The following is a 22,167-nucleotide window of genomic DNA, read 5'->3' on the forward strand; positions in this document are numbered from 1 at the left end:
CGCCGCGCCGACTGTCAGCCCGTCCGCGGCCCGGTCGACCTACGCTGCACGGGTGAGCACGACAGCGTCCCCGAGCACGGCACCGGCCCCGCCAGCAGCACCGACGCCGCTCCGTCGGCCGCGCCTGCTCGCCGCCGCGTGTGGGGTCGTCGCGATCGTGGCCTTCCTCGCCGTGGCCGAGCTCGGCGCCCTGCTGCTCGGCGGCGCCGGCAGTCCGCTCGTCGCGGTCGGTTCGGCGGTCATCGACCTCGCTCCCCCGGCCGCCAAGAACGTGATGGTCGGACTCTTCGGGACCGGTGACAAGGTCGCGCTGTTCGTGCTGATGGCCGTCATCACCGTCGCCGTGAGCGCGGGAGCGGGGGTCCTCGAGCGCGCCCGTCCGCCGTTCGGTGCCCTCGTCTTCGCCGTCGGTGGCGCGCTCGCGCTGTTCGCCGTGACGACCCGGTCGGGCAGCGGCACGTGGGACGGCGCGCCGACCGTGCTCGGTGTCGCGGCGGCCGTGGTCGTGCTCCGGGTCCTGCTGCAGAAGCTCCGACGGTGGGAGGCGGCGGCAGCGGTGCCGTCCGCGTCGCCGCGACCGGCCGCGACCGAACGGCGGGTCTTCCTCGTGTGGGGCGTCGCGACCGCCGCCGCCGCTGTCGTGGTGGGCGGAGCCTCCCGCATCGGCACCGCCTCGCTGCAGGCGGCGGCGGCCGCGCGCCGAGCCATCCGTCTGCCGGCCGCGGCGTCACGCGAGACCGCGGTCCCCGCAGGCGCGTCCCTCGACGTCGACGGCGTCACCCCGTACGTCACGCCGAACGCCGACTTCTACCGCATCGACACCGCGCTCCGGGTGCCGTCGATCGACCCGGCCGACTGGCGGCTCCGCATCCACGGCGCCGTGGACCGGGAGGTCGAGCTCACGTGGGACGAGTTGCTCGCCCTGCCGCTCGAGGAGCACATGGCGACGCTCAGCTGCGTGTCGAACGAGGTCGGCGGGGACCTCATCGGCAACGCGCTCTGGCTCGGCTACCCGATCCGGTCGCTCCTGGCACGTGCGGGGGTGCACGACGACGCCGACATGGTGCTCTCACGGAGCATCGACGGGTTCTCCGCCGGCACCCCGCTCGACGTACTGCAGGACGAGGACACCGCAGCGCTGCTGGCGGTGGGCATGAACGGCGACCCCCTGCCGCCCGAGCACGGCTTCCCGGTGCGGATGGTCGTGCCCGGGCTCTTCGGCTACGTCTCCGCGACGAAGTGGGTCACGGAGCTCGAGGTCACCCGCTTCGCGGACGCCCAGGGCTACTGGACGCCCCGCGGCTGGTCGGAGCGCGGCCCCGTCAAGCTCGAGTCCCGGATCGACACGCCCCGCGGTGGTGCCTCGCTGCCCGCCGGCGAGCCGGTCGCGATCGCCGGCGTGGCCTGGCACCCGCACACCGGGGTGAAGAGCGTGCAGGTCCGCATCGACGACGGGGCGTGGCAGGACGCCGAGCTCGCGGACTCCGTGTCGGCGGACACCTGGCGGCAGTGGGTGCACCGCTGGACCCCGTCGGCGGGATCGCACCGCATCGAGGTCCGGGCGACGAGCGCGGACGGCCAGGTGCAGACGAGCGTCCAGCGCCCGCCCGCACCGAACGGCGCGACCGGCTGGCACACCGTGCAGGTCAGCGCCGGCTGACCCGACGACCACGGTCAGCGTCGGCTGACCCGACGACCACGGTCGGCGCCAGCCCGACGACCACGGTCAGCGCCGCCGGACCTGCCGACCGCGGCACCGCGCGTCAGGACGGACGGACCGCCACGACGCACGTGCCGTCGACCTCGTCGTCGGTCTCGACCGACACCGCGAAGCCCGCGGCTGCGAAGGCCGCGGCGGACGCGGCGGCCTGCTCCGCGGACACCTCGATGACGACCGCACCACCGGGACGCAGCCACTCCCCCGCGCCGGCGGCGATGCGCCGGTGCACGTCGAGGCCGTCCGCACCGCCGTCGAGCGCGACCCGCCGTTCGTGGTCGCGTGCCTCGGTCGGCATCGTCGCCACCGCACCCGTCGGCACGTAGGGCGCGTTCACGGCGAGGACGTCGACGGCGCCGCGGAAGCGCTCCGGCAGGGGGTCGAAGAGGTCGCCGAGCACGACGATCCCGCGGTCGCCGATGTTCTCGGCCGCGACGTCGACCGTGTCCGGGTCGATGTCCGCGGCGACCAGGTCGAGCGCTCCGACGCGTCCGAGCAGCGCCACCGAGACCGCACCGACGCCGCAGCACAGGTCGACCACCCGGTCGTAGCGCTGCAGCCGCCGCGCAGCGTGCTCGACGACGACCGTCGTGCGGGTCCGGGGCACGAACACCCCGGGCACGACGCGGACACGGTGCCCGTCGAACGCCGCCCACCCGAGCACGACCTCGAGCGGCTCACCCGCGAGCCGCCGCTGGACCAGTCCGCGCAGCCGCACGGGGTCGCCGTCACCGGCGTCGAGGAGCAGGTCGGCCTCGTCCTCGGCGAAGACGCTGCCGGCGGCACGGAGTCGCGCCGCGAGCGCGGCACGGGCGGGATGGACGCCAGGCACGACTCAGCCCGCCGGCCGGCTCACGGACGGCGCGTGGCCGGCTCGGTCAGGCAGCACCGTCGAACATCGAGGTCACGGAGCCGTCGTCGAACACCTCGTGGATCGCGCGGGCGATCAGCGGGGCGATCGGCAGGACCTCGAGGCGGTCCCAGCGCTTGTCCTCCGGCAGCGGCAGCGTGTCGGTCACGACCACGCGGTCGATGAACTCGCTCTGCAGGAGCTCGGTGGCCGGGTCGGAGAACACCGCGTGGGTGGCGGCGACGACCACGCCGGTCGCGCCCGCGTTCTTGAGCGCCTCGGCCGCCTTCGCGATGGTCCGGCCGGTGTCGATGAGGTCGTCGACGAGCAGGCAGACCCGTCCGGAGACGTCACCGACGATCTCGTGCACCGAGACCTGGTTCGGCACGAGCGGGTCGCGGCGCTTGTGGATGATCGCGAGCGGGGCACCGAGCTTCTCGGACCAGATGTCGGCGACGCGGACTCGCCCCATGTCCGGCGAGACGACGGTCAGCGTCTTCGGGTCGAGGATCTGCTGGAAGCGCTCGAGGAGCACGGGCATCGCGAAGAGGTGGTCGACGGGGCCGTCGAAGAAGCCCTGGATCTGCGCCGCGTGCAGGTCGACGCTCATGATGCGGTGCGCGCCCGCGGCCTTGAACAGGTCCGCGACGAGCCGGGCCGAGATCGGCTCACGCCCGCGGCCCTTCTTGTCCTGGCGCGCGTAGGGGTAGAACGGCGCGACGACGGTGATCCGCTTGGCCGAGGCACGCTTCAGGGCGTCGACCATGATGAGCTGCTCCATGAGCCACTCGTTGATCGGCGCGGTGTGCGACTGGATGACGAACGCGTCGCAACCGCGGACCGACTCGTCGAAGCGCGCGTAGAGCTCGCCGTTCGCGAAGGTCCGTGCATCGGTCGGCACCAGGTCGACACCGAGCTCCTCGGCGATCTGCTTCGAGAGTTCCGGGTGGGCCCGACCCGACACGAGGACGAGTCGTTTCTGGCCCGTGGTCTTGATTCCGGACAAGTGCGGTGCTCACTCCCTGACCCGCTCGGGGTCGTCTCGATCGACCCGACCGCCGTCAGATCTGTTCGCCGTGCGCGTGCCGAGCCGCCTCGGCCGCCGGCGAACCGGGTCGGTGTTCCTCGACCCATCCGTCGGTGTTGCGCTGCGGGGCGTAGCTGATCGCCAGCGACCCGGCCGGTACGTCCTTGCGGACGGTCGTACCCGCGCCGGTGTACGCCCCGTCCCCAATCCTAACCGGGGCGACGAACACGTTGTGCGAGCCGGTGCGGACGTGTGACCCGACCTCGGTCCGGTGCTTGTGCACGCCGTCGTAGTTCGCGGTGATCGTGTTCGCGCCGATGTTGGACTCCTCGCCGACCTCGGCGTCGCCGATGTACGACAGGTGCGGGACCTTGCTGCCGCGTCCGATGACCGCGTTCTTCGTCTCGACGAAGGTGCCGATCTTGCCCCGCTCGCCGAGGACCGTGCCCGGACGCAGGTAGGCGAAGGGCCCGACGGAGGCGCCGTCGCCGATGACCGCGAGGGTCGCGTCGACCCGGTTCACCACCGCGCCGGCGCCGACCTCGGTGTCGCGGAGCGTGGTGTCCGGCCCGACCACCGCGCCGGCGGCGATCGCCGTCGCGCCCACGAGCTGCGTCCCGGGCAGGATCTCGGCGTCGGCCTCGATCGTGACGTCGAGGTCGATCCAGGTCGTGGCCGGGTCCTGCACGGTGACCCCGGCGACCTGGTGCCGGCGGACGATGCGGGCGTTGAGCTCGCGGGCGGCGTCGGACAGCTGCGCGCGGTCGTTGATGCCGGCCACGAGCCACGGGTCGGTCAGGGTGACGACGTCGACGGCACCGCCACGCTCGATGACGAGGGCGGGCACGTCGGTGACGTACTGCTCGCCCTGGGCGTTCGCGGTGGTGAGCGACGGCAGCACGGCGCGCAGGTGCGTCACGTCGAAGGCGTAGATGCCGGCGTTGTACTCGGTGATGGTGCGCTGGGCGTCCGTCGCGTCCTTGTGCTCGACGATGCCGACGAAGGCGCCGGCGGCGTCGCGGACGATGCGGCCGAGACCGGTGGCGTCGTCGGCGATCGCGCTCACGAGCGTGACGGCGTTGCCGGCGTGGGCGTTCAGGAGCGCGCGGAGCGACACCGCGTCGAGCAGCGGGACGTCGCCGGAGAGCACCACGACGGTGCCGTCGAAGTCGTCGGGCAGCGCCTGGACCGCGACCTGGACCGCTCGTCCGGTGCCGGGGACCTCGTCCTGGTCGACGACGATCGCGTCGGGCGCGCGCTCGGCGACCTCGGCCGCGACGCGCTCCCGCTCGTGCCGGACGACGACGGCGAGGTGCTCGGGCTCGAGCGAGGCGGCCGTCCGCAGCACGTGCGCGACGAGGGGCAGGCCGGCGAGCCGGTGCAGCACCTTCGGGGTGGACGACTTCATGCGCGTGCCCTGCCCGGCGGCGAGGACGACGACGGCGATGCGCTGGTCGGTCATGCACCCATCCTGGCGCAAGCACTCCCGACGGGTGCACGGCGAGCACGGCGTGCACGGCGTGCACGGCCTGCACGGACGTGACGCACCCGCTCGGCGGTGCCGGGCTCCCGAACCCGAACCGCTAGGCGGCCGCCGGCTCCCGACGGACGAACGCCATGAGCACGAGCCCCGCGACGAGCACCACCACGACGCCGATGATCCCGAAGCGCGTGGAGCCGCCGACGGTGACCGCGATCCCGAACAGCGCCGGCGCGAGGAACGACGCCGCCCGCCCGGTCGTGGCGTAGAGGCCGAAGAGCTCGCCCTCGCGACCGGGCGTCGCGAGCCGCGACAGGTACGCCCGCGACGACGACTGCACCGGGCCGACGAACAGCGCGAGGGTCAGCCCGAGCGCCCAGAACCCGGCGGTCGCGTCGCCCACGAGGAACACGCCGACCCCGGTCAGCGCGAGTCCGGCGAGCGAGACCGTGATGACCGCGCGCGACCCGAAGCGGTCGTCGAGCCGACCGGACGCGAACGTCGCGATCCCCGCGACGACGTTGGCGGCGATAGCGAAGAGGATCACCTGCGACGGCGTGAAGCCGAACACCTGCGCGGCCACGATCCCGCCGAAGGTGAACACCGCGCCGACCCCGTCGCGGAACACGGCGCTCGCGACGAGGAACGCCAGGACGTTGCGGCGCTCCCGCCACAGCCGCGCGACGTGCCGCCCGAGGTCGCGGTAGGCGCCGAGCAGGCCGCCCGTGCGCGTCCGGTCCGGTGCCGCCTCGGGCACGGTGAGGAAGAGCGGGACCGAGCTCACGGCGAGCCACACCGCGGCGATGCCGATGGCGACGCGCACGTCCCACGACCCCGACGCCACCGTCGACGGCAGGTGCAGGAGTCCGGCGACCCCCTCGTCGCCGAAGTCCTGGATGCAGAGCACGAGCAGGACGACGAGCAGCACGATGCCGCCGAAGTACCCGGCCGCCCACCCGATCGCCGACACCCGGCCGGTCTGCGGGCCCGGCGCCACCTGGCCGAGCATCGCGTTGTACCCGACCGTCGCGATCTCGTAGGCGACCGTCCCGATGCCGAGCAGGGCCGCGCCGAGCACCAGGTACGGCTGCTGCGGGGCGACGAACACCATGGCCCCGATGGACAGCGCGACGCCGACCGTGCCGATGAGCACCGACCGGCGCCGGTGCCCGGACGAGTCGGCGAGCCGCCCCACCGCGGGGGCGACGAGCGCCACCACGATCCCGGCGACGGTGAGCGCGGTCGAGACGGTCGCCGCGTTGTGCGCGAGTTCGCGCTCGACGGCGCGCGCGGCGTCCGACGAGGACCCCTCGGCGGCGACGAGCCCCGGGTCGACGAACGCACGACTGGCGAGGTACGTGCTGAAGACGAAGGTCGTGACGACGGCGTTGAAGGCCGCGGACCCCCAGTCCCAGAGCGCCCAGGACACGAGAGCCCGTCGGTTGGTGCGCTGCGGCACTGCCGCCGCCGGTGTCGCGGTCATGGCCGAACCGTAGCGCGTCGCGGTGTCGCGGCGGTGCCCCCGGTCCGGGTGCGTCGGCAGGTGCGGTCGCCGGACCGGACCGCGAGACGGACGGGAGGCGCGGTGCCAGCTGGCACCGCGCCTCCCGTCCGTTGCTCGGTCACGTCACTCGGTCGCGGGCACGCCGTTCGGGTACACGACCGACTTCAGCGATGCCGGGTCGGTGTCGCTCTCCAGGGCCTCGCGGACCTCGTCGAGCCCGAAGCGCCCGGTGACGAGCGCGTCGAGGTCGACCTGGCCCGAGGCGACCAGCCCGATCGCCACCGGCCAGGTGTTCGTGTACCGGAAGATGCCGGTGACGGTCACCTCGAGGTTCTGGATGTGCTCGACGGGCAGGACCATCTCGGAGTTGCCGAGACCGACGAGCACGGCCGCGCCGGCCGGTCCCACGGCCTTGATGCCGTCCGACACCGCTCGGGGCGCGCCACTGGCGTCGATGAACGCGTCAACGGGCACGATGTCCGACGTGACGTCCACCGCGACCGGGTCCACGACCTCGGTGGCGCCGAAGGACAGCGCGCGCTCGCGACGCTCGGGCACGAGGTCGCTCACGACGACGCGGGTCGCGCCGAAGGCCCGGGCGACCTGCGCGCAGATCACGCCGATCGGACCGGCGCCGGCGACGAGGACGCTCGACCCGGGGACGATCCCGGCCTTGCGGGCGGCCGCGATGCCGACGGACAGCGGTTCGAGCAGTGCACCGGCCTCGAAGGACACGCTGTCCGGCAGGGTGTGCGCGAACTCGGCCTCGATGGTGACGTACTCGGCGAAGGCGCCGTCGACCGGTGGGGTCGCGTAGAAGCGCATGTGCGGGCAGAGGTTGTACCGGCCGGCCAGGCACTGCGCGCAGCGGTGGCAGGGGCGCTGCGGTTCGACGGCGACGCGCTCGCCGACGCGGGACGGGTCGACGCCCTCGCCGACGGCGGCGATCGTGCCGGACAGCTCGTGGCCGAGGACGAGCGGCTCCTCGACGACGAAGTCGCCGATGCGGCCGTGGCGGTAGTAGTGGACGTCGGAGCCGCAGACGCCGACGGCGGCGACACGGACGAGCACGTCGCCGGGTGCGACCTCGGGGACGGCGCGGTCCTCGATCGTCAGGTCCTCGGTGCCGGGCAGGACGCTCGCGCGCTGGGTGTCGGGGGTGGTGCTCATGCGGATCTCGCTTCCTCGACCGCGTCGTCGCGGTCGGCTGTGGTCTCGTGGGTGTCGGTGGTGGTGGTCACGGAGGCTCCCGCGCTGGTGGGCCCGCCCACGCTCGCGGGCACGCCCGTGCTGCGGAGGGTGCCGTCGCGGAGGAGGTCGGCGAACCCGAGCTCGGCCGCGCCCCGCACGAGGACGTCGCGCCCGAGGGCGGCGGGCACGATGCGGAGCCGGTCGGTCATCGCCGCCATGGTCTGGGCCCGGACGTCGTCCTCCACGCGGTCGCCGACGTGCCCGAGCAGGACGGCGAGGAACCCGCCGAGCACGACGACCTCGGGGTCGACCGTGTGGATGGCATTCCGGATCGCGGTGGCAAGCGCCGCGACCTGGCGGTCGACGACCCGTTCGACGGTGTCCCGCCCGTCGGCGAGCGCCGTCGCGAGCGCGTCGAGGTCGTCCGGTGCGGTGCCGGTCACGGCGGTCAGGGCACCGCGCGAGGCCTCGGTCTCGAGGCACCCGACCGCACCGCAGTGGCAGCGGATGCCGTTCGCGGCGACGAAGGTGTGCCCGAGCTCGCCCGCGTACCCGTCGGCACCGCTGAACGGTCGGCCGGCGCTCACGATCCCGCCGCCGATGCCGCTCGCGCCGCCGTTGAGGTACACGAGGTCGTCGACACCGCGCGCGCTGCCGTACAGCCGCTCGGCCCAGGCGCCGAGGTTCGCGTCGTTCGCCGCGCGGACCGGCAGCCCGAGGCGCTCGGCGAGCGGCCCGGCGAAGGGCTCGTCGCGCCACCCGAGGTGCGGGGCGTCGCGGACGACCCCGTCCTCGACCCGGACGATGCCCGGGACGGCGACGCCGACCCCGACGACCCGGAGCGACGGTGCCCGGTCGGTGAGCGTCCGCAGCACGCGGGCGACGGCGTCGACGGCGTCCGCCGCTCCGGGCACGGTGGTCTGCGGTTCGACGAGGCGGTCCCGGACGGTGCCGTCGAGCGCGACGAGGGCGACCCCGACGGCGTCGATCTCCACCGTCACCGCCGCGGCCACGACGTCCGGTGCCGCTCGGACGATCGCGCTCGGGCGGCCCACGCCGGCCGGGCGCTCGGAGCCGGAGCCACCGGCCGTCGGCAGCTCCTCGTGCACGAGGCCCTGCTCGACGAGCTCCCCGACCAGTGCGAGCACCGTCGACCGGTTGAGTCCCGTCCGACGGGTGAGCTCGGCGCGGCTGACGGGTCCGCCCTCGTGCACGATGCGGAGGACGCGCGCGGCGTTGCCGGGCGTGGTCGTGGCCGTCCGGGCCATGGGTCCTCCTGGGTTGTGCGGGGTGAGGGGCGGGGCAAGCCTCGGCTCTGCGGACAGTTTCGCGGGCGCGAAGCCGCGAAACTGTCCGCCGGGCCGAGCCTCGTGCGGGCAGGCAGCCCGGCGCCGACTAGCGCGACCGCGAGAACGCGGCGTCGAACGACGCGTCGGGCGGGGCGATCGTCCCGAGTCGCCGCACGAACGCGAGCGCCTCGGGGCCGCCGACGAGCCGGTCCATGCCCGCGTCCTCCCACTCGACACTGGTCGGCCCCGCGTAGCCGATGTGGTTGAGCACGCGGAACACCCGCTCCCACGGCACGTCCCCGTGGCCGGCGGTGACGAAGTCCCACCCGCGCCGGGGGTCGCCCCACGGCAGGTGCGACCCGAGCCGTCCGTTCCGGCCGTCGAGCTGCTTGACCGACTCCTTGCAGTGCACGTGGTACACCCGGTCGGCGAAGTCGAGCAGGAACGCGGCGGGGTCGAGGTCCTGCCAGACGAAGTGCGACGGGTCGAAGTTGAACCCGAACGCCGGTCGGTCCCGGAACACCTCGAGCGCCCGCGCAGCCGTCCAGTAGTCGTACGCGATCTCGGACGGGTGCACCTCGAGCGCGAAGCGGACGCCGACCTCCTCGAACACGTCGAGGATCGGCGACCAGCGGTGGTGGAAGTCCTGGTACCCGGCCTCGATCATCGACGGCGGCACGGGCGGGAACCCGGCGACGGTCTTCCAGATCGACGAGCCCGAGAACCCGGTGACGGTGTCGACGCCGAGCGCGGCCGCCGCGCGTGCGGTCCACTGCAGCTCCTCGGCCGCGCGCTGCCGCACGCCCTCGGGATCGCCGTCGCCCCACACGTGCGGCGCGAGGATGTCCTCGTGCCGCTGGTCGATCGGGTCGTCGCACACGGCCTGCCCGGTCAGGTGGTTCGCGATCGTCCAGACCTGCAGCCCGTTGCGCTCGAGGATCGCCCTGCGGTCCGCCACGTACTCGGGGTCCGTCGCGGCTCGGCGCACGTCGAGGTGGTCACCCCAGCAGGCGATCTCCAGGCCGTCGTAGCCCCACTCCCCCGCCAGACGTGCGACCTCCTCGAAGGGCAGGTCGGCCCACTGCCCGGTGAACAGCGTCACCGGCCGGGAGGCGCTGCTCGGCTCCGACGTGCTGCTCACTGCTCCCTGCTCCTCGTTCACCACGTGCCCGGCTCCGCTCCGGCGGGCACCGTCTCCGGACGGTCGACGCGCGACCGCACCTCGACCACGGTGTGCTCGCGGGCAGCAGTCTGCACCGCCTCCATGGTCTCGAGCACGTGGAACGCGAGGTCGCCGGACGCCCGGTGCGGGCGGTCCGTCGCGATCGCGCGCGCCATGTCGGCGAGACCGTACCCACGTCCGGCGTCGGCGTACCCGGCGCTCGTCGGCAGGTCGGACCACTCGCGCGTGGCGGCGTCGGCGATCGACACGGTGTCCGAGAACCGGTTCGGGTCGGGGACGCCGAGGGTGCCCCCGGTGCCGTACACCTCGAACAGCGGTGCCCGGGTCGCCCAGACCTCGAACGAGACGGTGACCGTCGAGACGACACCGCTCGCGTGCTCCAGGACCGCGACGACGTGCGTGTCGATGTCGACCCGCAGCGGGGTGCCCGCGGCCGGACCGGTGGCGATGGTGCGCTCGCGGTCGGACCGGGTCGAGGCTCCGCTCACGCGGACGACCGGGCCGAAGAACGACACGAGGCTCGTCAGGTAGTACGGCCCCATGTCGAGCAGCGGACCGCCGCCGGGCTGGTAGTAGAACCCCGGTGCCGGGTGCCAGAGCTCGTGGCCGGGCGCCGACCACGAGACCGCCGCCCCCACGGGCGTGCCGATCGCGCCGCTGTCGAGCGCCTGGCGGGCGGTCTGGATGCCGGTGCCGAGCACGGTGTCCGGCGCGCTGCCGATCCGCAGGCCCGAGCGGCGGGCGAGGTCGAGCACGGGCTGCGCCTCGGCCGTCGACATCGCCAGCGGCTTCTCGCCGTAGACGTGCTTGCCGGCCTCGAGCGCCCGGGTGGCGATCTCGGCGTGCGCGGCGGGGATCGTCAGGTTGAGGACGACGTCGACGTCGTCGGCCGCGATGAGCTCGTCGACCGAGGAGCCGCGAACGCCCTGGGCCTCGCCGACCGCCTGCGCCCGCGCCACGTCGATGTCCGCCACGGCGGTGAGCTCGAGCCCGGGCAGGGCCGGGAAGTGCTCGAAGTACTGCTGGCTGATGACGCCGACCCCGACGACACCGACCTTCAACGGGCTGCCCACAGGAGTCCCCTCTCGATGATCGTGCGGAGCGGCTGCGACTCGACGACCTCGAGCCGGTGCCCGGGTGCCGAGACGAACACGCGTCCCTCGCCCCACTGCCGGGTCCAGATCGCCGGCGCCGTGACCGGACGGTTCCAGGCGTCGAAGTCCCGGGCCTCCTGCATCGTGGTCGCCAGCACGTCGTTGTACTCGTCGGAGAGCACCCAGTACTGCTCGGTCACGAGGTCGAAGTCCTCGATGCCCTGCGTGATCGGGTGCTCGTGCCCGGCCTCGGTGACGTGCACCGTGTACGGGATGTAGTTGTCGGACTGCTCGCCGGTGCGCTCCGAGGGGTGCTTGCCCGCGTGGTGCGCGAACTGGCCGCCGATCATGTGCAGGTAGTCGGCGGTGTTCCGGAAGGCGTCCGCGATGCCGCCGTGCCACCCGGCGAGCCCGGCGCCGCCGAGCACCGCCTGCTGCAGTCCCGCGAACTCGTCGTCCGCGATGGTCGACATCGTCACGACCTGCACGATCAGGTCGACCTCCGCCATCACGGACTCGTCGGCGTACACCGCCGTCGAGTCCGACACGCGGACGTCGAAGCCGTTGTCCCGCAGGAACGGGACGAACAGGTCGGTGGTCTCGACGGGCATGTGTCCGTCCCACCCGCCGCGGACGACCAGTGCCCGGCGCTGCGGGGTCTCGGCGGCGCTCATCGGATCGCCGTCCAGGCGCTGCCGTCGACCGCGCTGCGCTCGACCGCGTCGAGGACCTGCTGCACGTGCAGGCCCTCCTCGAAGGACGGGGACGGGTCCTCGCCGGCGACGATCGCCTGCACGAAGTCCTTCACCTCGTGACTGAAGGTGTGCTCGTACCCGATGAGGTGCCCGGTCGGCCACCACGCCGCCATGTACGGGTGCTCGGGCTCGGTGACGAGGACCCGCCGGAAGCCCTGCTCCCCCGCGGGTGCCGACGCCTCGTACAGCCGCAGCTCGTTCATGGACTCGAGGTCGAACTGGATCGCGCCCTCGGAGCCGCTGATCTCGAGGGTCAGGCCGTTCTTCCGGCCGGTCGCGTACCGCGTCGCCTCGAAGGTGCCGATCGCACCGTCCGCGGCACCACCGGCCAGACGACCGAGGAAGAACGCCGCGTCGTCGACGGTGACCTGCCCGCGCTCCTCGGACGCCGTGCCGGAGAGCCCGACGCCCTCAGCCATCAGCGGGCGCTCGTGCACGAAGGTCTCGAGCGTGCCGGACACGGTGGACAGCTGTGCGCCGGTGACGTGCTCGACGAGGTCGATCGCGTGCGCACCGATGTCGCCGAGCGAGCCGGAGCCGGCGAGCGCCTTGTCGAGGCGCCACGTCATCGGGCCCTCCGGGTCGGCCAACCAGTCCTGCAGGTAGAGCGCGCGGACCTGGCGGACGGTCCCGAGCCTCCCGGCCTGCACCAGCTGGCGGGCCAGCGCGATCGCGGGGACCCGGCGGTAGCTGAAGCCGACCATCGACCGGACGCCGTCCGCCCGGGCCGCCGCGGCGGCCTCGGTCATCGCCTCGGCCTCGGCGACGGAGTTGGCGAGTGGCTTCTCGCAGAGCACGTGCTTGCCGGCGCGGAGCGCGGCGATCGCGACCTCGACGTGCGACGAGCCGGGCGAGCAGATGTCGACCACGTCGATGTCCGGGTCGGTGACCGCTGCCCGCCAATCGGTCGAGGCGGTCTGCCAGCCGTACTGGCGACGCGCTGCCTCCGTCCGCTCCGGGTCGCGCCCGACGACCACCGCCATCTCGGTCTCGACCCCGAGGTCGAAGAACCTCGGGGCGGTCCGCCACCCCTGCGAGTGGGCGGCCCCCATGAAGCCGTGTCCCACCATCGCCACACGCAGTCGTCCCTGCGCAGGTCGGTCCGATGCCATTCGTTCGCTCCTTTGCGATCACGTCTTGCCAGAGTCAACACTACCGCTTATGTTGGGCGCGGCAACATTTTGTTTCGACGACGAACGGTGATCCACCATGGCAACGACGCCCACCCGCGACGACAAGTTCTCCTTCGGTCTCTGGACCATCGGCTACAACGGCTCCGACCCGTTCGGCGGCCCGACCCGTCCCGCGCTGGACGTGGTCGAGGCGGTCGAGAAGCTCGACGAGCTCGGCGCCTACGGCCTGACCTTCCACGACGACGACCTGTTCGCGTTCGGCTCGACCGACGCCGAGCGCCAGGCGCAGATCGACCGCCTGAAGGGCGCGCTCGACTCGACCGGGATCATCGTCCCGATGGTGACGACGAACCTGTTCTCGGCGCCGGTCTTCAAGGACGGCGGCTTCACCTCGAACGACCGCGACGTCCGCCGCTTCGCGCTCCGCAAGGTGCTCCGCAACGTCGACCTCGCCGCCGAGCTCGGCGCGAAGACGTTCGTCATGTGGGGTGGCCGCGAGGGTTCGGAGTACGACTCCGCCAAGGACGTGCAGGCCGCCCTCGAGCGCTACCGCGAGGCCGTCAACCTGCTCGCCCAGTACGTCACCGACAAGGGCTACGACATCCGCTTCGCCATCGAGCCGAAGCCGAACGAGCCCCGCGGCGACATCCTCCTGCCGACCCTCGGCCACGCGATCGCCTTCACCGAGACGCTCGAGCGCCCGGAGCTGTTCGGCATCAACCCCGAGGTCGGCCACGAGCAGATGGCGGGCCTGAACTTCACCGCCGGCATCGCCCAGGCGCTCTACCAGGGCAAGCTCTTCCACATCGACCTCAACGGCCAGCGCGGCATCAAGTACGACCAGGACCTCGTCTTCGGTCACGGCGACCTGCAGAACGCGTTCTCGCTCGTCGACCTGCTCGAGCACGGTGCCCCGCAGGGCGGCCAGGCGTACGACGGCCCCCGCCACTTCGACTACAAGCCGAGCCGCACCGAGGACATCACCGGCGTCTGGGACTCGGCGCAGGCGAACATGCGCATGTACCTGCTCCTCAAGGAGCGCGCGCAGGCGTTCCGCGCCGACCCCGAGGTGCAGGAGGCCCTGTCCGCCGCGAAGGTCGACGAGCTCTCGACGCCGACGCTGAACAGCGGTGAGTCGTACGACGACCTCCTCGCCGACCGCTCGGCCTACGAGGACTTCGACGCCGACGCGTACTTCGGCGGCAAGGGCTTCGGCTTCGTCCGCCTGCAGCAGCTCGCGATCGAGCACCTCATGGGCGCTCGTGGCTGACCTCGTCGCAGGGGTCGACTCGTCGACCCAGTCCTGCAAGGTCACCGTCCGCGATGCGGCGACCGGTGCGGTCGTCCGGGAGGGGCGCGCGTCCCACCCGGACGGCACGTCCGTCGACCCCCGCCACTGGTGGGACGCGCTCGGCTCCGCGATCGCGGACGCCGGCGGGTTCGACGACGTCGCCGCCGTCGCGATCGCCGGGCAGCAGCACGGCATGGTCGCGCTCGACGCCGACGGCCGCGTGGTCCGCGACGCCCTGCTCTGGAACGACGTGCGCAGTGCGGACGCGGCCGCGCAGATGGTCGAGGAGCTCGGTCGGGAGGCATGGGTCGCCCGGACGGGTCTGGTCCCGGTGGCCTCGTTCACCGGCACCAAGCTGCGGTGGCTCCGCGACGCCGAGCCCGACAACGCGGCGCGCGTCGCCGCCGTCGCGCTCCCCCACGACTGGCTGTCGTGGCGGCTGCGCGGGTACGGCCCGGCGGACGAGAGCCCGCTCGGTCCGGACCTCGACGCCCTCGCGACCGACGGCTCGGACGCCAGCGGCACCGGCTACTGGGACCCGGTGCGCCGGGAGTACGACGCGGAGCTGTTCGAGCAGGCGCTCGGACGGGCCTCGCGGGTCGCCGGCGTCGGCACGCCGGACGCCGACCTGGTCGTGGTCCCGCGGGTCGTGGCTCCCGACGAGGCGATGGGCACGCTGGCGTCCGACGTCGAGCTGCCGGGCGGCGCCGTCGCCCGCGCCGGGCTCGTCGTCGGCCCGGGGCTCGGCGACAACGCCGGGGCAGCGCTCGGACTCGGGCTCGGCCCGGGTGACGTCGCGGTGTCCCTCGGTACGAGCGGCACGGTCTTCGGGGTCACCGACACCGAGGTGACGGACCAAAGCGGGACCGTGGCGGGCTTCGCCGACGGGACCGGGTCGCGCCTCCCGATCGTCACCACGCTCAACGCAGCCCGGGTGCTCGAGGTGATCGGCGGCCTCCTCGCCGTCGACCACGGCGAGCTCGGCGAGCTGGCGCTACAGGCGCCGGCGGGGTCGGACGGACTCGTCCTGGTGCCGTACTTCGTCGGCGAGCGCACGCCGAACCGGCCGGACGCGACCGCCTCGCTGCTCGGCATGACCCCGCAGACGACCGACCGGGCGCACCTCGCCCGTGCCGCCGTCGAGGGCATGCTGTGCGCGCTCGCGGACGGGCTCGCCGCGGTCGAGGACACCGGCGTGACGGTGGACCGACTGCTGCTCATCGGTGGGGCCGCGCGGAACGAGGCCGTCCGTGCCGTCGCCGCGCAGGTGTTCGGTCGCGACGTGTCGATCCCCGAGCCCGGCGAGTACGTCGCCGCGGGGGCCGCACGCCAGGCCGCGTGGGTGCTCGGCGGGACCCTGCCGTCGTGGGAGGTCGCCGCGACCGTCGTGCCCGCGGACCCGCACCCCGAGGTGCTCGAGCAGTACCGCGCCGCCGCGCGCTGACACACGCGCGCACGGCGCACGCGCGCACGACGCGCGCGCACCTGGTGGAATCGGGCGTACCCGGTCGGGAGATCCGACCGGGTACGCCCGATCCGTCCCGGTGTGCCCGGATCGACCGACCACGGACGAGGACCCTCTCATGCCCCTGACCGACCTGCCCCTCGACCAGCTCCGCACCTACCGGCCCGAGGTGCGTCACCCCGACGACTTCGACGCGTTCTGGGCGCAGACCGTCGCCGACGCGCGGACGGCGGGCGCCGGCACCGACGCGGTCCTGACGCCCGCCGAGACCCCGGTCACCGCGCTCGACGTGCAGGACCTGACGTTCCCCGGCTTCGCCGGCGACCCCGTCCGCGCCTGGGTGTCACGGCCGGCCGGCGCGACGGGCGACCTGCCCGCCGTGGTCGAGTTCCTCGGCTACAACGGCGGACGCTCCCGCCCGGGTGAGCGCGTCGCGTGGGCCCTCGCCGGGTACGTGCACGTCGTCATGGACACCCGCGGGCAGGGCAGCGGCTGGGGCGGCGGTGACACCCCCGACCCGCGCGGCTCCGGGCCGCACATCGCCGGCTGGATGACGAGCGGCATCGACTCCCCCGCCGACCACCACTACCGCCGCGTGTTCACCGACGCCGTCCGACTGGTCGAGGCCGTCCGCGACCTGCCGGGCGTCGACGCCGAGCGCATCGCCCTGACCGGTGGGAGCCAGGGCGGGGGCATCGCGATCGCCGCGGCGGCCCTCGTCGAGGCACACGTCGGCCCGCTGGCCGCTGTGCTGCCCGACGTGGCGTTCCTCTGCGACTGGGAGCACGGCGCGGACGTCGCCGTCAGCGACCCGTACCAGGAGCTGGTGCGCTACCTCGCCGTCCACCGCGACTCCGCGGACACGGTGTGGGACACCGCCGCGTACTTCGACGGGGTCAACCACGCCGAGCGGATCACCGCCCCGGCGCTCTTCTCGGTCGCGCTCATGGACGACGTGGTCCCGCCCCGGACGACGTTCGCGGCGTACAACGCCCTCGGCTCGACCGACAAGCACATCGAGGTGTACCCGTACAACGGTCACGAGGGCGGCGGGTACCGGCACTGGGAGCGACAGGCGGCGTTCCTGGCCGAGCGCCTGCGCTGAGCAGGCGACGCTCGTTAAATTTAACAACGCGCGAATCTCGGCGTGGAGTTCAACAAGCCGAGAACGTTACGAAGCGCCGCGACGCGCACTGCGCAGCCGCCTCCCGAGATCGAGGGCGCAGACTGTTCCGCGCATGCGCACAGACGACCGGACGACGACCGCCACCCAGCACCACGGCACCGCGGTCGATGATGCCGTCGAGCTCTTCGAGAACGTCTACAGCAGCCACGACATCAACATCGGCGAAGCGGTCACCGACGGGTTCTCCTACCGGTACCGCGCGGTGGGCGACGACCGGGTGACGACCGCGACCTCGGCGGTCGCCGCGCACCGGTGGGGCACGATCAACCCCGGTCGCCAGTACGTCCTCGCCTGGGCGACCGGCCCGGGCATGGTGCTCGACGTCGACCGGCGCGAACCGATCGAGATGCTGCCGAACGTCCCGGTGATGTACCCGGCCGGGCGGCCCTTCTCGTTCGACGCCGCACCGGCGGTCCAGCACGTCATCCGGTTCGACGGCCCCTGGCTCGAGTCGATCGGTGCCGCGGTCCGCGCCGACCTCCCCGGGCCCCTCGAGCTCCGTCCGACGGCCGACGCGGAGGCCCTGGCGCCGCTGCGTCGCACGATCGCCGGCGCGGCGACGACGCTGTGGGACCCGTCGGTGGACGCCGGGACCCGTGCGGCGGACCACCGCCGGATCGCCGAGGCCGTCCTCCAGGCGTTCGACGCGACGCCGCGGTCCGGCATCGCGACCGCCGCTCGCGGCTCCGTCCGGGTGGCGCAGGAGTGGATCGCCGCGAACGCGCACCGGCCGCTGACCACCTCGGACGTGTGCCGTGCGACGGGGCTCAGCGCCCGCGGGCTGCAGGCCGCGTTCCACCGTGCGGGTGCGGCGAGCCCCATGCAGTTCCTCCGCGACGTGCGACTGCACCGGGTGCGGGCGGTGCTCCTGGCGGCCGACCCCGGGTCGACGACGGTCGCCGAGGTCGCGCAGACCTGGGGCTTCGCCCACCTGGGCCGCTTCGCGGGCACCTACGCCGCCGCGTTCGGCGAGCGCCCCTCCGCCACGCTGCAGCGGCGCGGTCCGGCTCAGCCGAGCAGCGCGCCGACGGCGTCGACCACGACCTGACGGCGTCGCGGCGCAGTGACCGCCGCGACGGAGCCGGCCGCCTCCGGGGCGAGTCCGCTCCAGAACACCGCCGTGTGCACGACGAGCCCGAACAGCACCGCGGGCCGGAAGCGGCGCGGGAGCACGTCGGCCCGCTGGGCCCGCTCGACCTCGTCGACGGCGTCGGCGTACTGCTGCGCCAGGGTCTCGAGGGCGACGTCCGGTCGCTCGAGGCGGTGCCAGGTCGCGAGCCGCTGCACCCACGGGCGCTCGACCGTGACGTCGTGCAGGCGCCCGGCCCACTCCGCCAGGGCTGCGGTGTCGAGCGGAGCCGCGTCGAGCACGCCCGTGAGCTCGTGCACGAGCAGGGCGTCGAACAGGCCGTCCTTCCCGCCGAAGTAGTGGAAGACCTGCGCCTTGTTGCTGCCCGCGACGGCGGCGAGCCGCTCGATGCGCGCCCCGGCCAGCCCGTGGGCGGAGAACTCGTCGCGCGCGGCGGCGAGGAGGGTCGCGCGCATCGCGTCGGCAGCGGGGGGCGTGAAGCGGGCCATGCCGACACGGTACCGATCCGCGGGTCGGGACCGGTGACGACGCGGCGACCAGCATGACGGACGGGTCACTCCGCCGGGTCGTCTTCCTCCGGGTTGAAGTGCGAGTCGTCGCCGGTGAAGCCGGCGGCGACGCCCTCGGGGTGGGCCGGGATCGTGCCGTCCTCGCCCAGGCCGTCGGGCTTCTCGGTGCCCTCGGGGTCGTTGGTGGTGTCGCGGGTGCCGTCGGCGTCGGACATGGTGTGCTCCTTCACGGTCTGTGAGGGGTCACGGTACTCACGCGACCGGAGCGTCCGGTGGACACGTCGCCCGGGCGGGACGACCGGCGCCACGCGCTCCGTGTGCGATCTCGAATGTGCGCAGATCGGCGGTCGGGTGTCCGTCGGACCGGATCCGGCGCTCTACTGGGCGCAGGACGTCGGAACCACCGACCGACGAGCTCGAGAGGCCCCCATGGACTGGCAGTACGACGGCATCCCCCTGCACCCGCTCCTCGTGCACCTGACCACGGTGTCGGTGCCGGTCGCGGCACTGAGCGCGATCGTGGTGGCCGCCTGGCCCGCCGCCCGACGCTGGCTCGCGGTCGGTGCACCGGTCATCGGCCTCGTCGCGCTCGTCTCCGTGCCGCTCGCGACCTCGTCCGGCGAGTGGTTGGAGCACCGGGAGCGGGAGACCGCCCTGCTCGAGCGGCACACGCACCTCGCGGACGGCCTCCTGCCGTGGTCGATCGCGGTGTTCGTGCTGCTGACGCTGTGGTGGGGCTGGAACCGGTTCGCCGTGCCGCGGGTGACGAGCAGCGGCCTCGTGCGCGCGGTCGCGGTCGTCGGGCCGGTCCTGCTCGTCACGGCGGGCATCGGCTCCCTGATCGAGGTCGTCGTGATCGGCCACGCCGGCGCCGTCTCGGTCTGGAAGGGCTGAGCAGCCGCACGACCACCGGTCGACCACCGCGCGCACGGGCCGTCCGGCCGCGGACCAGCATCGAAGAGGAGCAACGTTGAGCGACGACAGCACGGCGGCCACGGGCCGTCACGACACCGCCACCCCGCAGGGCACGACGGAGCACCACGGCGGTGCACCACGTCGTGACGCCGGCGGGACCGACACGTGCAGCTTCCACATGGGCGGAGCGCTCCCGGCCGGCGGCGACCACCTCGGTGGCACGCTCGGGCAGGCGCCGTCCTCGCTCGAGGGCTGGTACCCGCAGCGCCTCCGCGTCGAGCTGCTGCACCGCAACGGCATCGACGCCGACCCGCTCGGGGCCGACTTCGACTACGCCGCGGCGTTCGCCACCGTCGACCTCGAGGAGCTGGCGCGCGACGTCGACGCGCTCCTCACGACGTCGGTCGACTGGTGGCCCGCGGACTACGGCAACTACGGCCCGCAGATGATCCGGATGGCCTGGCACGCCGCCGGCACGTACCGCATCGCCGACGGGCGCGGTGGAGCGGGGACCGCGATGCAGCGGTTCGCCCCGATCAGCAGCTGGTGGGACAACGGCAACACGGACAAGTCACGCCGGCTCCTGCAGCCGATCAAGCGCAAGTACGGCAACGCGCTGTCCTGGGCGGACCTCATGGTCTTCACCGGCACGCGTGCCCTCGAGCTGATGGGCCTGCCGACGTACGGCTTCGGCGGCGGTCGACTCGACGCCTGGGAGCCCGACGAGGGTACCTGGTGGGGACCCGAGGTGTGGGACCCGCACCACGTCGACAGCTACGACGACATGGTCAGCCGCGACGAGCGGTGGCACGGGCAGAACGGCGACGCCGACTACGACCTGCAGAGCCCGCTCGCGGCGTCGCACCAGGCGCTCATCTACGTCAACCCGGAGGGACCGGCAGCGAACGGCGACCCGATGGGATCGGCCCGTGACATCCGGATCACCTTCAGCCGCATGGCGATGAACGACGAGGAGACCGTCGCGCTCATCGCCGGTGGCCATGCGTTCGGCAAGAGCCACGGGCAGGTCGCCGCCGACCGGATCGGTCCGCCGCCGGAGATCGCGCCGATCGAGGCCATGGGTCTCGGGTGGCACAACCCGCAGGGCGCCGGAAATGGTCGGGACACGATGACGAACGGCATCGAGGGCAGCTGGACCCAGGACCCGACCCGGTGGGACAACAGCTACCTGGAGAACCTGTTCGGGCACGAGTGGGAGCAGACCCGCAGCCCGGCCGGCGCACTGCAGTGGACCCCGGCGGACCCGGACGCGCCGCGGACCCCCGACGCGCACGTGCCCGGCGAGACCCACGCGCTGATGATGATGACGTCCGACATCGCGCTGAAGGTCGACCCGGCGTACCGCGCGGTCTGCGAACGCTTCCTGGCCGACTTCGACCTGTTCACCACCGCGTTCTCGAAGGCCTGGTACAAGCTCACACACCGCGACATGGGCCCGAAGCACCGCTACCTCGGTCCGCAGGCGACGATCTCGGACGACCTGCTCTGGCAGGACCCCCTGCCCGACCCCGTCGGGGCACCCCTGACCGAGGCCGACGTCGACCGGCTCCGGCAGGCGGTCCGCGACACCGGCACCCCCGCCTCCGACCTGGTCGCGACCGCCTACGCCGCGGCGTCGACGTACCGCGACAGCGACAAGCGCGGCGGCGCGAACGGCGGACGGGTCGCGCTCGCACCGCAGAAGGACTGGTCGGTGAACCGGCGCACCGTCCCGGTCGTCGAGGCCCTCCGCGGCGTGCAGGCGGACTTCGGACGGAACGGCGGGCACGTGTCCCTCGCCGACCTCGTCGTGCTCGGCGGCTGCGTCGGCGTCGAGGACGGGGCCCGGGCGGCCGGTGTCGAGGTGCGCGTGCCCTTCACCCCCGGCCGCGTCGACGCGACGCAGGAGCAGACCGACGTCGAGATGTTCGAGTGGCTCCGCCCCGTCGCGGACGGCTTCCGCAACCACGTCTCCGAGCGGTTCGCGGACTTCGCGCCGGGGGTCGCGCCGGAGGCGGTGTTCCTGGACCGTGCGAACCTCATGACGCTCACCGCTCCCGAGTGGACGGTGCTCACCGGCGGGCTCCGCGTCCTCGGCGCGAACTGGGACGGCTCGTCGACCGGCGTGCTGACGGACCGGGTCGGTGCCTTGACGACGGACTTCTTCGTGAACCTGACGGACACCGACCTGGTGTGGGTGAAGACCGACGACACCGAGTCGACCTTCACCGGCACCGTGGAGTCCACGGGCGAGCACCGGTGGACCGCGTCGCGCGCGGACCTGGTGTTCGGGTCGAACGCGCAGCTGCGCTCGATCGTCGACGTCTACGCGGGCTCCGACGGGCAGGAGCGATTCGTGCACGACTTCGTCGCCGCGTGGGACAAGGTGATGATGCTCGACCGGTACGACGTCAAGGGCCACCGACGGTACGGACCGATGGCGGCCTGACGCGCGGGAGCCCCGGGACGGTGATACCCGTCGTCGCGC

The 22,167-nt window shown here is 73.4% G+C and carries 19 protein-coding genes; 7 read left to right on the plus strand and 12 right to left on the minus strand.

The window, feature by feature from the left end; translation table 11 throughout:
• The first annotated feature begins 52 nt into the window (after positions 1-52).
• Positions 53-1,660, plus strand: coding sequence for a molybdopterin-dependent oxidoreductase (locus QUG92_RS04535; RefSeq protein ID WP_289457825.1), 1,608 nt, complete (start codon positions 53-55; stop codon positions 1,658-1,660).
• 103 nt (positions 1,661-1,763) lie between these two features.
• Here QUG92_RS04535 and QUG92_RS04540 read toward each other — a convergent pair whose 3' ends face one another.
• The 10 genes from QUG92_RS04540 to QUG92_RS04585 all read right to left on the minus strand — a co-directional run bounded on the left by QUG92_RS04540 (position 1,764) and on the right by QUG92_RS04585 (position 13,202).
• Complete coding sequence (locus QUG92_RS04540; RefSeq protein ID WP_289457827.1) at positions 1,764-2,549, minus strand: putative protein N(5)-glutamine methyltransferase; 786 nt, start codon at positions 2,547-2,549, stop codon at positions 1,764-1,766.
• Between the two features lie 46 nt (positions 2,550-2,595).
• On the minus strand, positions 2,596-3,573 hold the full coding sequence (locus QUG92_RS04545) for a ribose-phosphate diphosphokinase (RefSeq protein WP_182045478.1): 978 nt from the start codon (positions 3,571-3,573) through the stop codon (positions 2,596-2,598).
• Positions 3,574-3,628: 55 nt separating this feature from the next.
• The gene (gene glmU, locus QUG92_RS04550) at positions 3,629-5,056 is read right to left on the minus strand and encodes a bifunctional UDP-N-acetylglucosamine diphosphorylase/glucosamine-1-phosphate N-acetyltransferase GlmU (RefSeq protein ID WP_289457829.1); all 1,428 of its coding nucleotides are present in this window, start codon (positions 5,054-5,056) and stop codon (positions 3,629-3,631) included.
• A gap of 121 nt (positions 5,057-5,177) precedes the next feature.
• Entirely contained in the window at positions 5,178-6,557 is a 1,380-nt protein-coding gene (locus tag QUG92_RS04555) for an MFS transporter (RefSeq protein ID WP_289457830.1), read from the minus strand.
• Between the two features lie 144 nt (positions 6,558-6,701).
• Positions 6,702-7,748, minus strand: a complete 1,047-nt coding sequence (locus QUG92_RS04560) for an NAD(P)-dependent alcohol dehydrogenase (protein ID WP_289457831.1) — start codon at positions 7,746-7,748, stop codon at positions 6,702-6,704.
• Positions 7,745-9,037, minus strand: coding sequence for an ROK family transcriptional regulator (locus QUG92_RS04565; RefSeq protein ID WP_289457832.1), 1,293 nt, complete (start codon positions 9,035-9,037; stop codon positions 7,745-7,747). Before QUG92_RS04565 ends, QUG92_RS04560 begins: the two co-directional genes overlap by 4 nt.
• A 127-nt stretch (positions 9,038-9,164) precedes the next feature.
• Positions 9,165-10,199: a sugar phosphate isomerase/epimerase family protein gene (locus tag QUG92_RS04570; RefSeq protein ID WP_289457833.1), complete on the minus strand. Its 1,035-nt coding sequence runs from the start codon at positions 10,197-10,199 to the stop codon at positions 9,165-9,167.
• Positions 10,200-10,216: 17 nt separating this feature from the next.
• On the minus strand, positions 10,217-11,314 hold the full coding sequence (locus tag QUG92_RS04575) for a Gfo/Idh/MocA family protein (protein ID WP_289457834.1): 1,098 nt from the start codon (positions 11,312-11,314) through the stop codon (positions 10,217-10,219).
• Complete coding sequence (locus QUG92_RS04580; protein WP_182045485.1) at positions 11,299-12,009, minus strand: ThuA domain-containing protein; 711 nt, start codon at positions 12,007-12,009, stop codon at positions 11,299-11,301. Before QUG92_RS04580 ends, QUG92_RS04575 begins: the two co-directional genes overlap by 16 nt.
• Positions 12,006-13,202 carry a Gfo/Idh/MocA family protein gene (locus QUG92_RS04585; protein WP_182045486.1) on the minus strand — a complete coding sequence of 399 codons (1,197 nt, stop codon included), beginning with the start codon at positions 13,200-13,202 and terminating at the stop codon, positions 12,006-12,008. The genes QUG92_RS04580 and QUG92_RS04585 overlap by 4 nt, the downstream gene beginning before the upstream one ends.
• A gap of 97 nt (positions 13,203-13,299) precedes the next feature.
• Between QUG92_RS04585 and xylA the strand changes: the two genes are divergently transcribed.
• The 4 genes from xylA to QUG92_RS04605 all read left to right on the plus strand — a co-directional run bounded on the left by xylA (position 13,300) and on the right by QUG92_RS04605 (position 18,213).
• Positions 13,300-14,493 carry a xylose isomerase gene (gene xylA / locus QUG92_RS04590; RefSeq protein WP_069711734.1) on the plus strand — a complete coding sequence of 398 codons (1,194 nt, stop codon included), beginning with the start codon at positions 13,300-13,302 and terminating at the stop codon, positions 14,491-14,493.
• Positions 14,486-15,958, plus strand: coding sequence for a xylulokinase (locus tag QUG92_RS04595; RefSeq protein ID WP_289457837.1), 1,473 nt, complete (start codon positions 14,486-14,488; stop codon positions 15,956-15,958). Before xylA ends, QUG92_RS04595 begins: the two co-directional genes overlap by 8 nt.
• A gap of 139 nt (positions 15,959-16,097) precedes the next feature.
• Positions 16,098-17,084 carry an acetylxylan esterase gene (locus QUG92_RS04600; protein ID WP_289457838.1) on the plus strand — a complete coding sequence of 329 codons (987 nt, stop codon included), beginning with the start codon at positions 16,098-16,100 and terminating at the stop codon, positions 17,082-17,084.
• A gap of 133 nt (positions 17,085-17,217) precedes the next feature.
• On the plus strand, positions 17,218-18,213 hold the full coding sequence (locus QUG92_RS04605; protein ID WP_289457839.1) for a helix-turn-helix domain-containing protein: 996 nt from the start codon (positions 17,218-17,220) through the stop codon (positions 18,211-18,213).
• Here QUG92_RS04605 and QUG92_RS04610 read toward each other — a convergent pair.
• Positions 18,174-18,743, minus strand: coding sequence for a TetR/AcrR family transcriptional regulator (locus QUG92_RS04610; protein WP_289457840.1), 570 nt, complete (start codon positions 18,741-18,743; stop codon positions 18,174-18,176). The two genes, QUG92_RS04605 and QUG92_RS04610, sit on opposite strands and share 40 nt — an antisense overlap.
• 65 nt (positions 18,744-18,808) lie before the next feature.
• On the minus strand, positions 18,809-18,979 hold the full coding sequence (locus tag QUG92_RS04615; RefSeq protein WP_182045492.1) for a hypothetical protein: 171 nt from the start codon (positions 18,977-18,979) through the stop codon (positions 18,809-18,811).
• Positions 18,980-19,193: 214 nt separating this feature from the next.
• Between QUG92_RS04615 and QUG92_RS04620 the strand changes: the two genes are divergently transcribed.
• Both QUG92_RS04620 and katG read left to right on the plus strand, forming a co-directional pair.
• Positions 19,194-19,658, plus strand: a complete 465-nt coding sequence (locus QUG92_RS04620; RefSeq protein ID WP_289457841.1) for a DUF2231 domain-containing protein — start codon at positions 19,194-19,196, stop codon at positions 19,656-19,658.
• Between the two features lie 76 nt (positions 19,659-19,734).
• Positions 19,735-22,128 carry a catalase/peroxidase HPI gene (gene katG / locus QUG92_RS04625; RefSeq protein ID WP_289457842.1) on the plus strand — a complete coding sequence of 798 codons (2,394 nt, stop codon included), beginning with the start codon at positions 19,735-19,737 and terminating at the stop codon, positions 22,126-22,128.
• Positions 22,129-22,167: the final 39 nt, after the last annotated feature.

This window comes from Curtobacterium citri, from assembly GCF_030362955.1.
In the GTDB taxonomy this organism is placed as follows: domain Bacteria; phylum Actinomycetota; class Actinomycetes; order Actinomycetales; family Microbacteriaceae; genus Curtobacterium; species Curtobacterium citri.

Coding starts and splice junctions, on each gene's coding strand:
- xylA (WP_069711734.1), top strand. CDS start 13,300: ATGGCAACGACGCCCACCCGCGACGACAAGTTCTCCTTCGGTCTCTGG.
- QUG92_RS04610 (WP_289457840.1), bottom strand. CDS start 18,743: ATGGCCCGCTTCACGCCCCCCGCTGCCGACGCGATGCGCGCGACCCTC.
- glmU (WP_289457829.1), bottom strand. CDS start 5,056: ATGACCGACCAGCGCATCGCCGTCGTCGTCCTCGCCGCCGGGCAGGGC.
- QUG92_RS04565 (WP_289457832.1), bottom strand. CDS start 9,037: ATGGCCCGGACGGCCACGACCACGCCCGGCAACGCCGCGCGCGTCCTC.
- QUG92_RS04605 (WP_289457839.1), top strand. CDS start 17,218: ATGCGCACAGACGACCGGACGACGACCGCCACCCAGCACCACGGCACC.
- QUG92_RS04585 (WP_182045486.1), bottom strand. CDS start 13,202: ATGGCATCGGACCGACCTGCGCAGGGACGACTGCGTGTGGCGATGGTG.
- QUG92_RS04620 (WP_289457841.1), top strand. CDS start 19,194: ATGGACTGGCAGTACGACGGCATCCCCCTGCACCCGCTCCTCGTGCAC.
- QUG92_RS04555 (WP_289457830.1), bottom strand. CDS start 6,557: ATGACCGCGACACCGGCGGCGGCAGTGCCGCAGCGCACCAACCGACGG.
- QUG92_RS04560 (WP_289457831.1), bottom strand. CDS start 7,748: ATGAGCACCACCCCCGACACCCAGCGCGCGAGCGTCCTGCCCGGCACC.
- QUG92_RS04600 (WP_289457838.1), top strand. CDS start 16,098: ATGCCCCTGACCGACCTGCCCCTCGACCAGCTCCGCACCTACCGGCCC.
- QUG92_RS04615 (WP_182045492.1), bottom strand. CDS start 18,979: ATGTCCGACGCCGACGGCACCCGCGACACCACCAACGACCCCGAGGGC.
- QUG92_RS04580 (WP_182045485.1), bottom strand. CDS start 12,009: ATGAGCGCCGCCGAGACCCCGCAGCGCCGGGCACTGGTCGTCCGCGGC.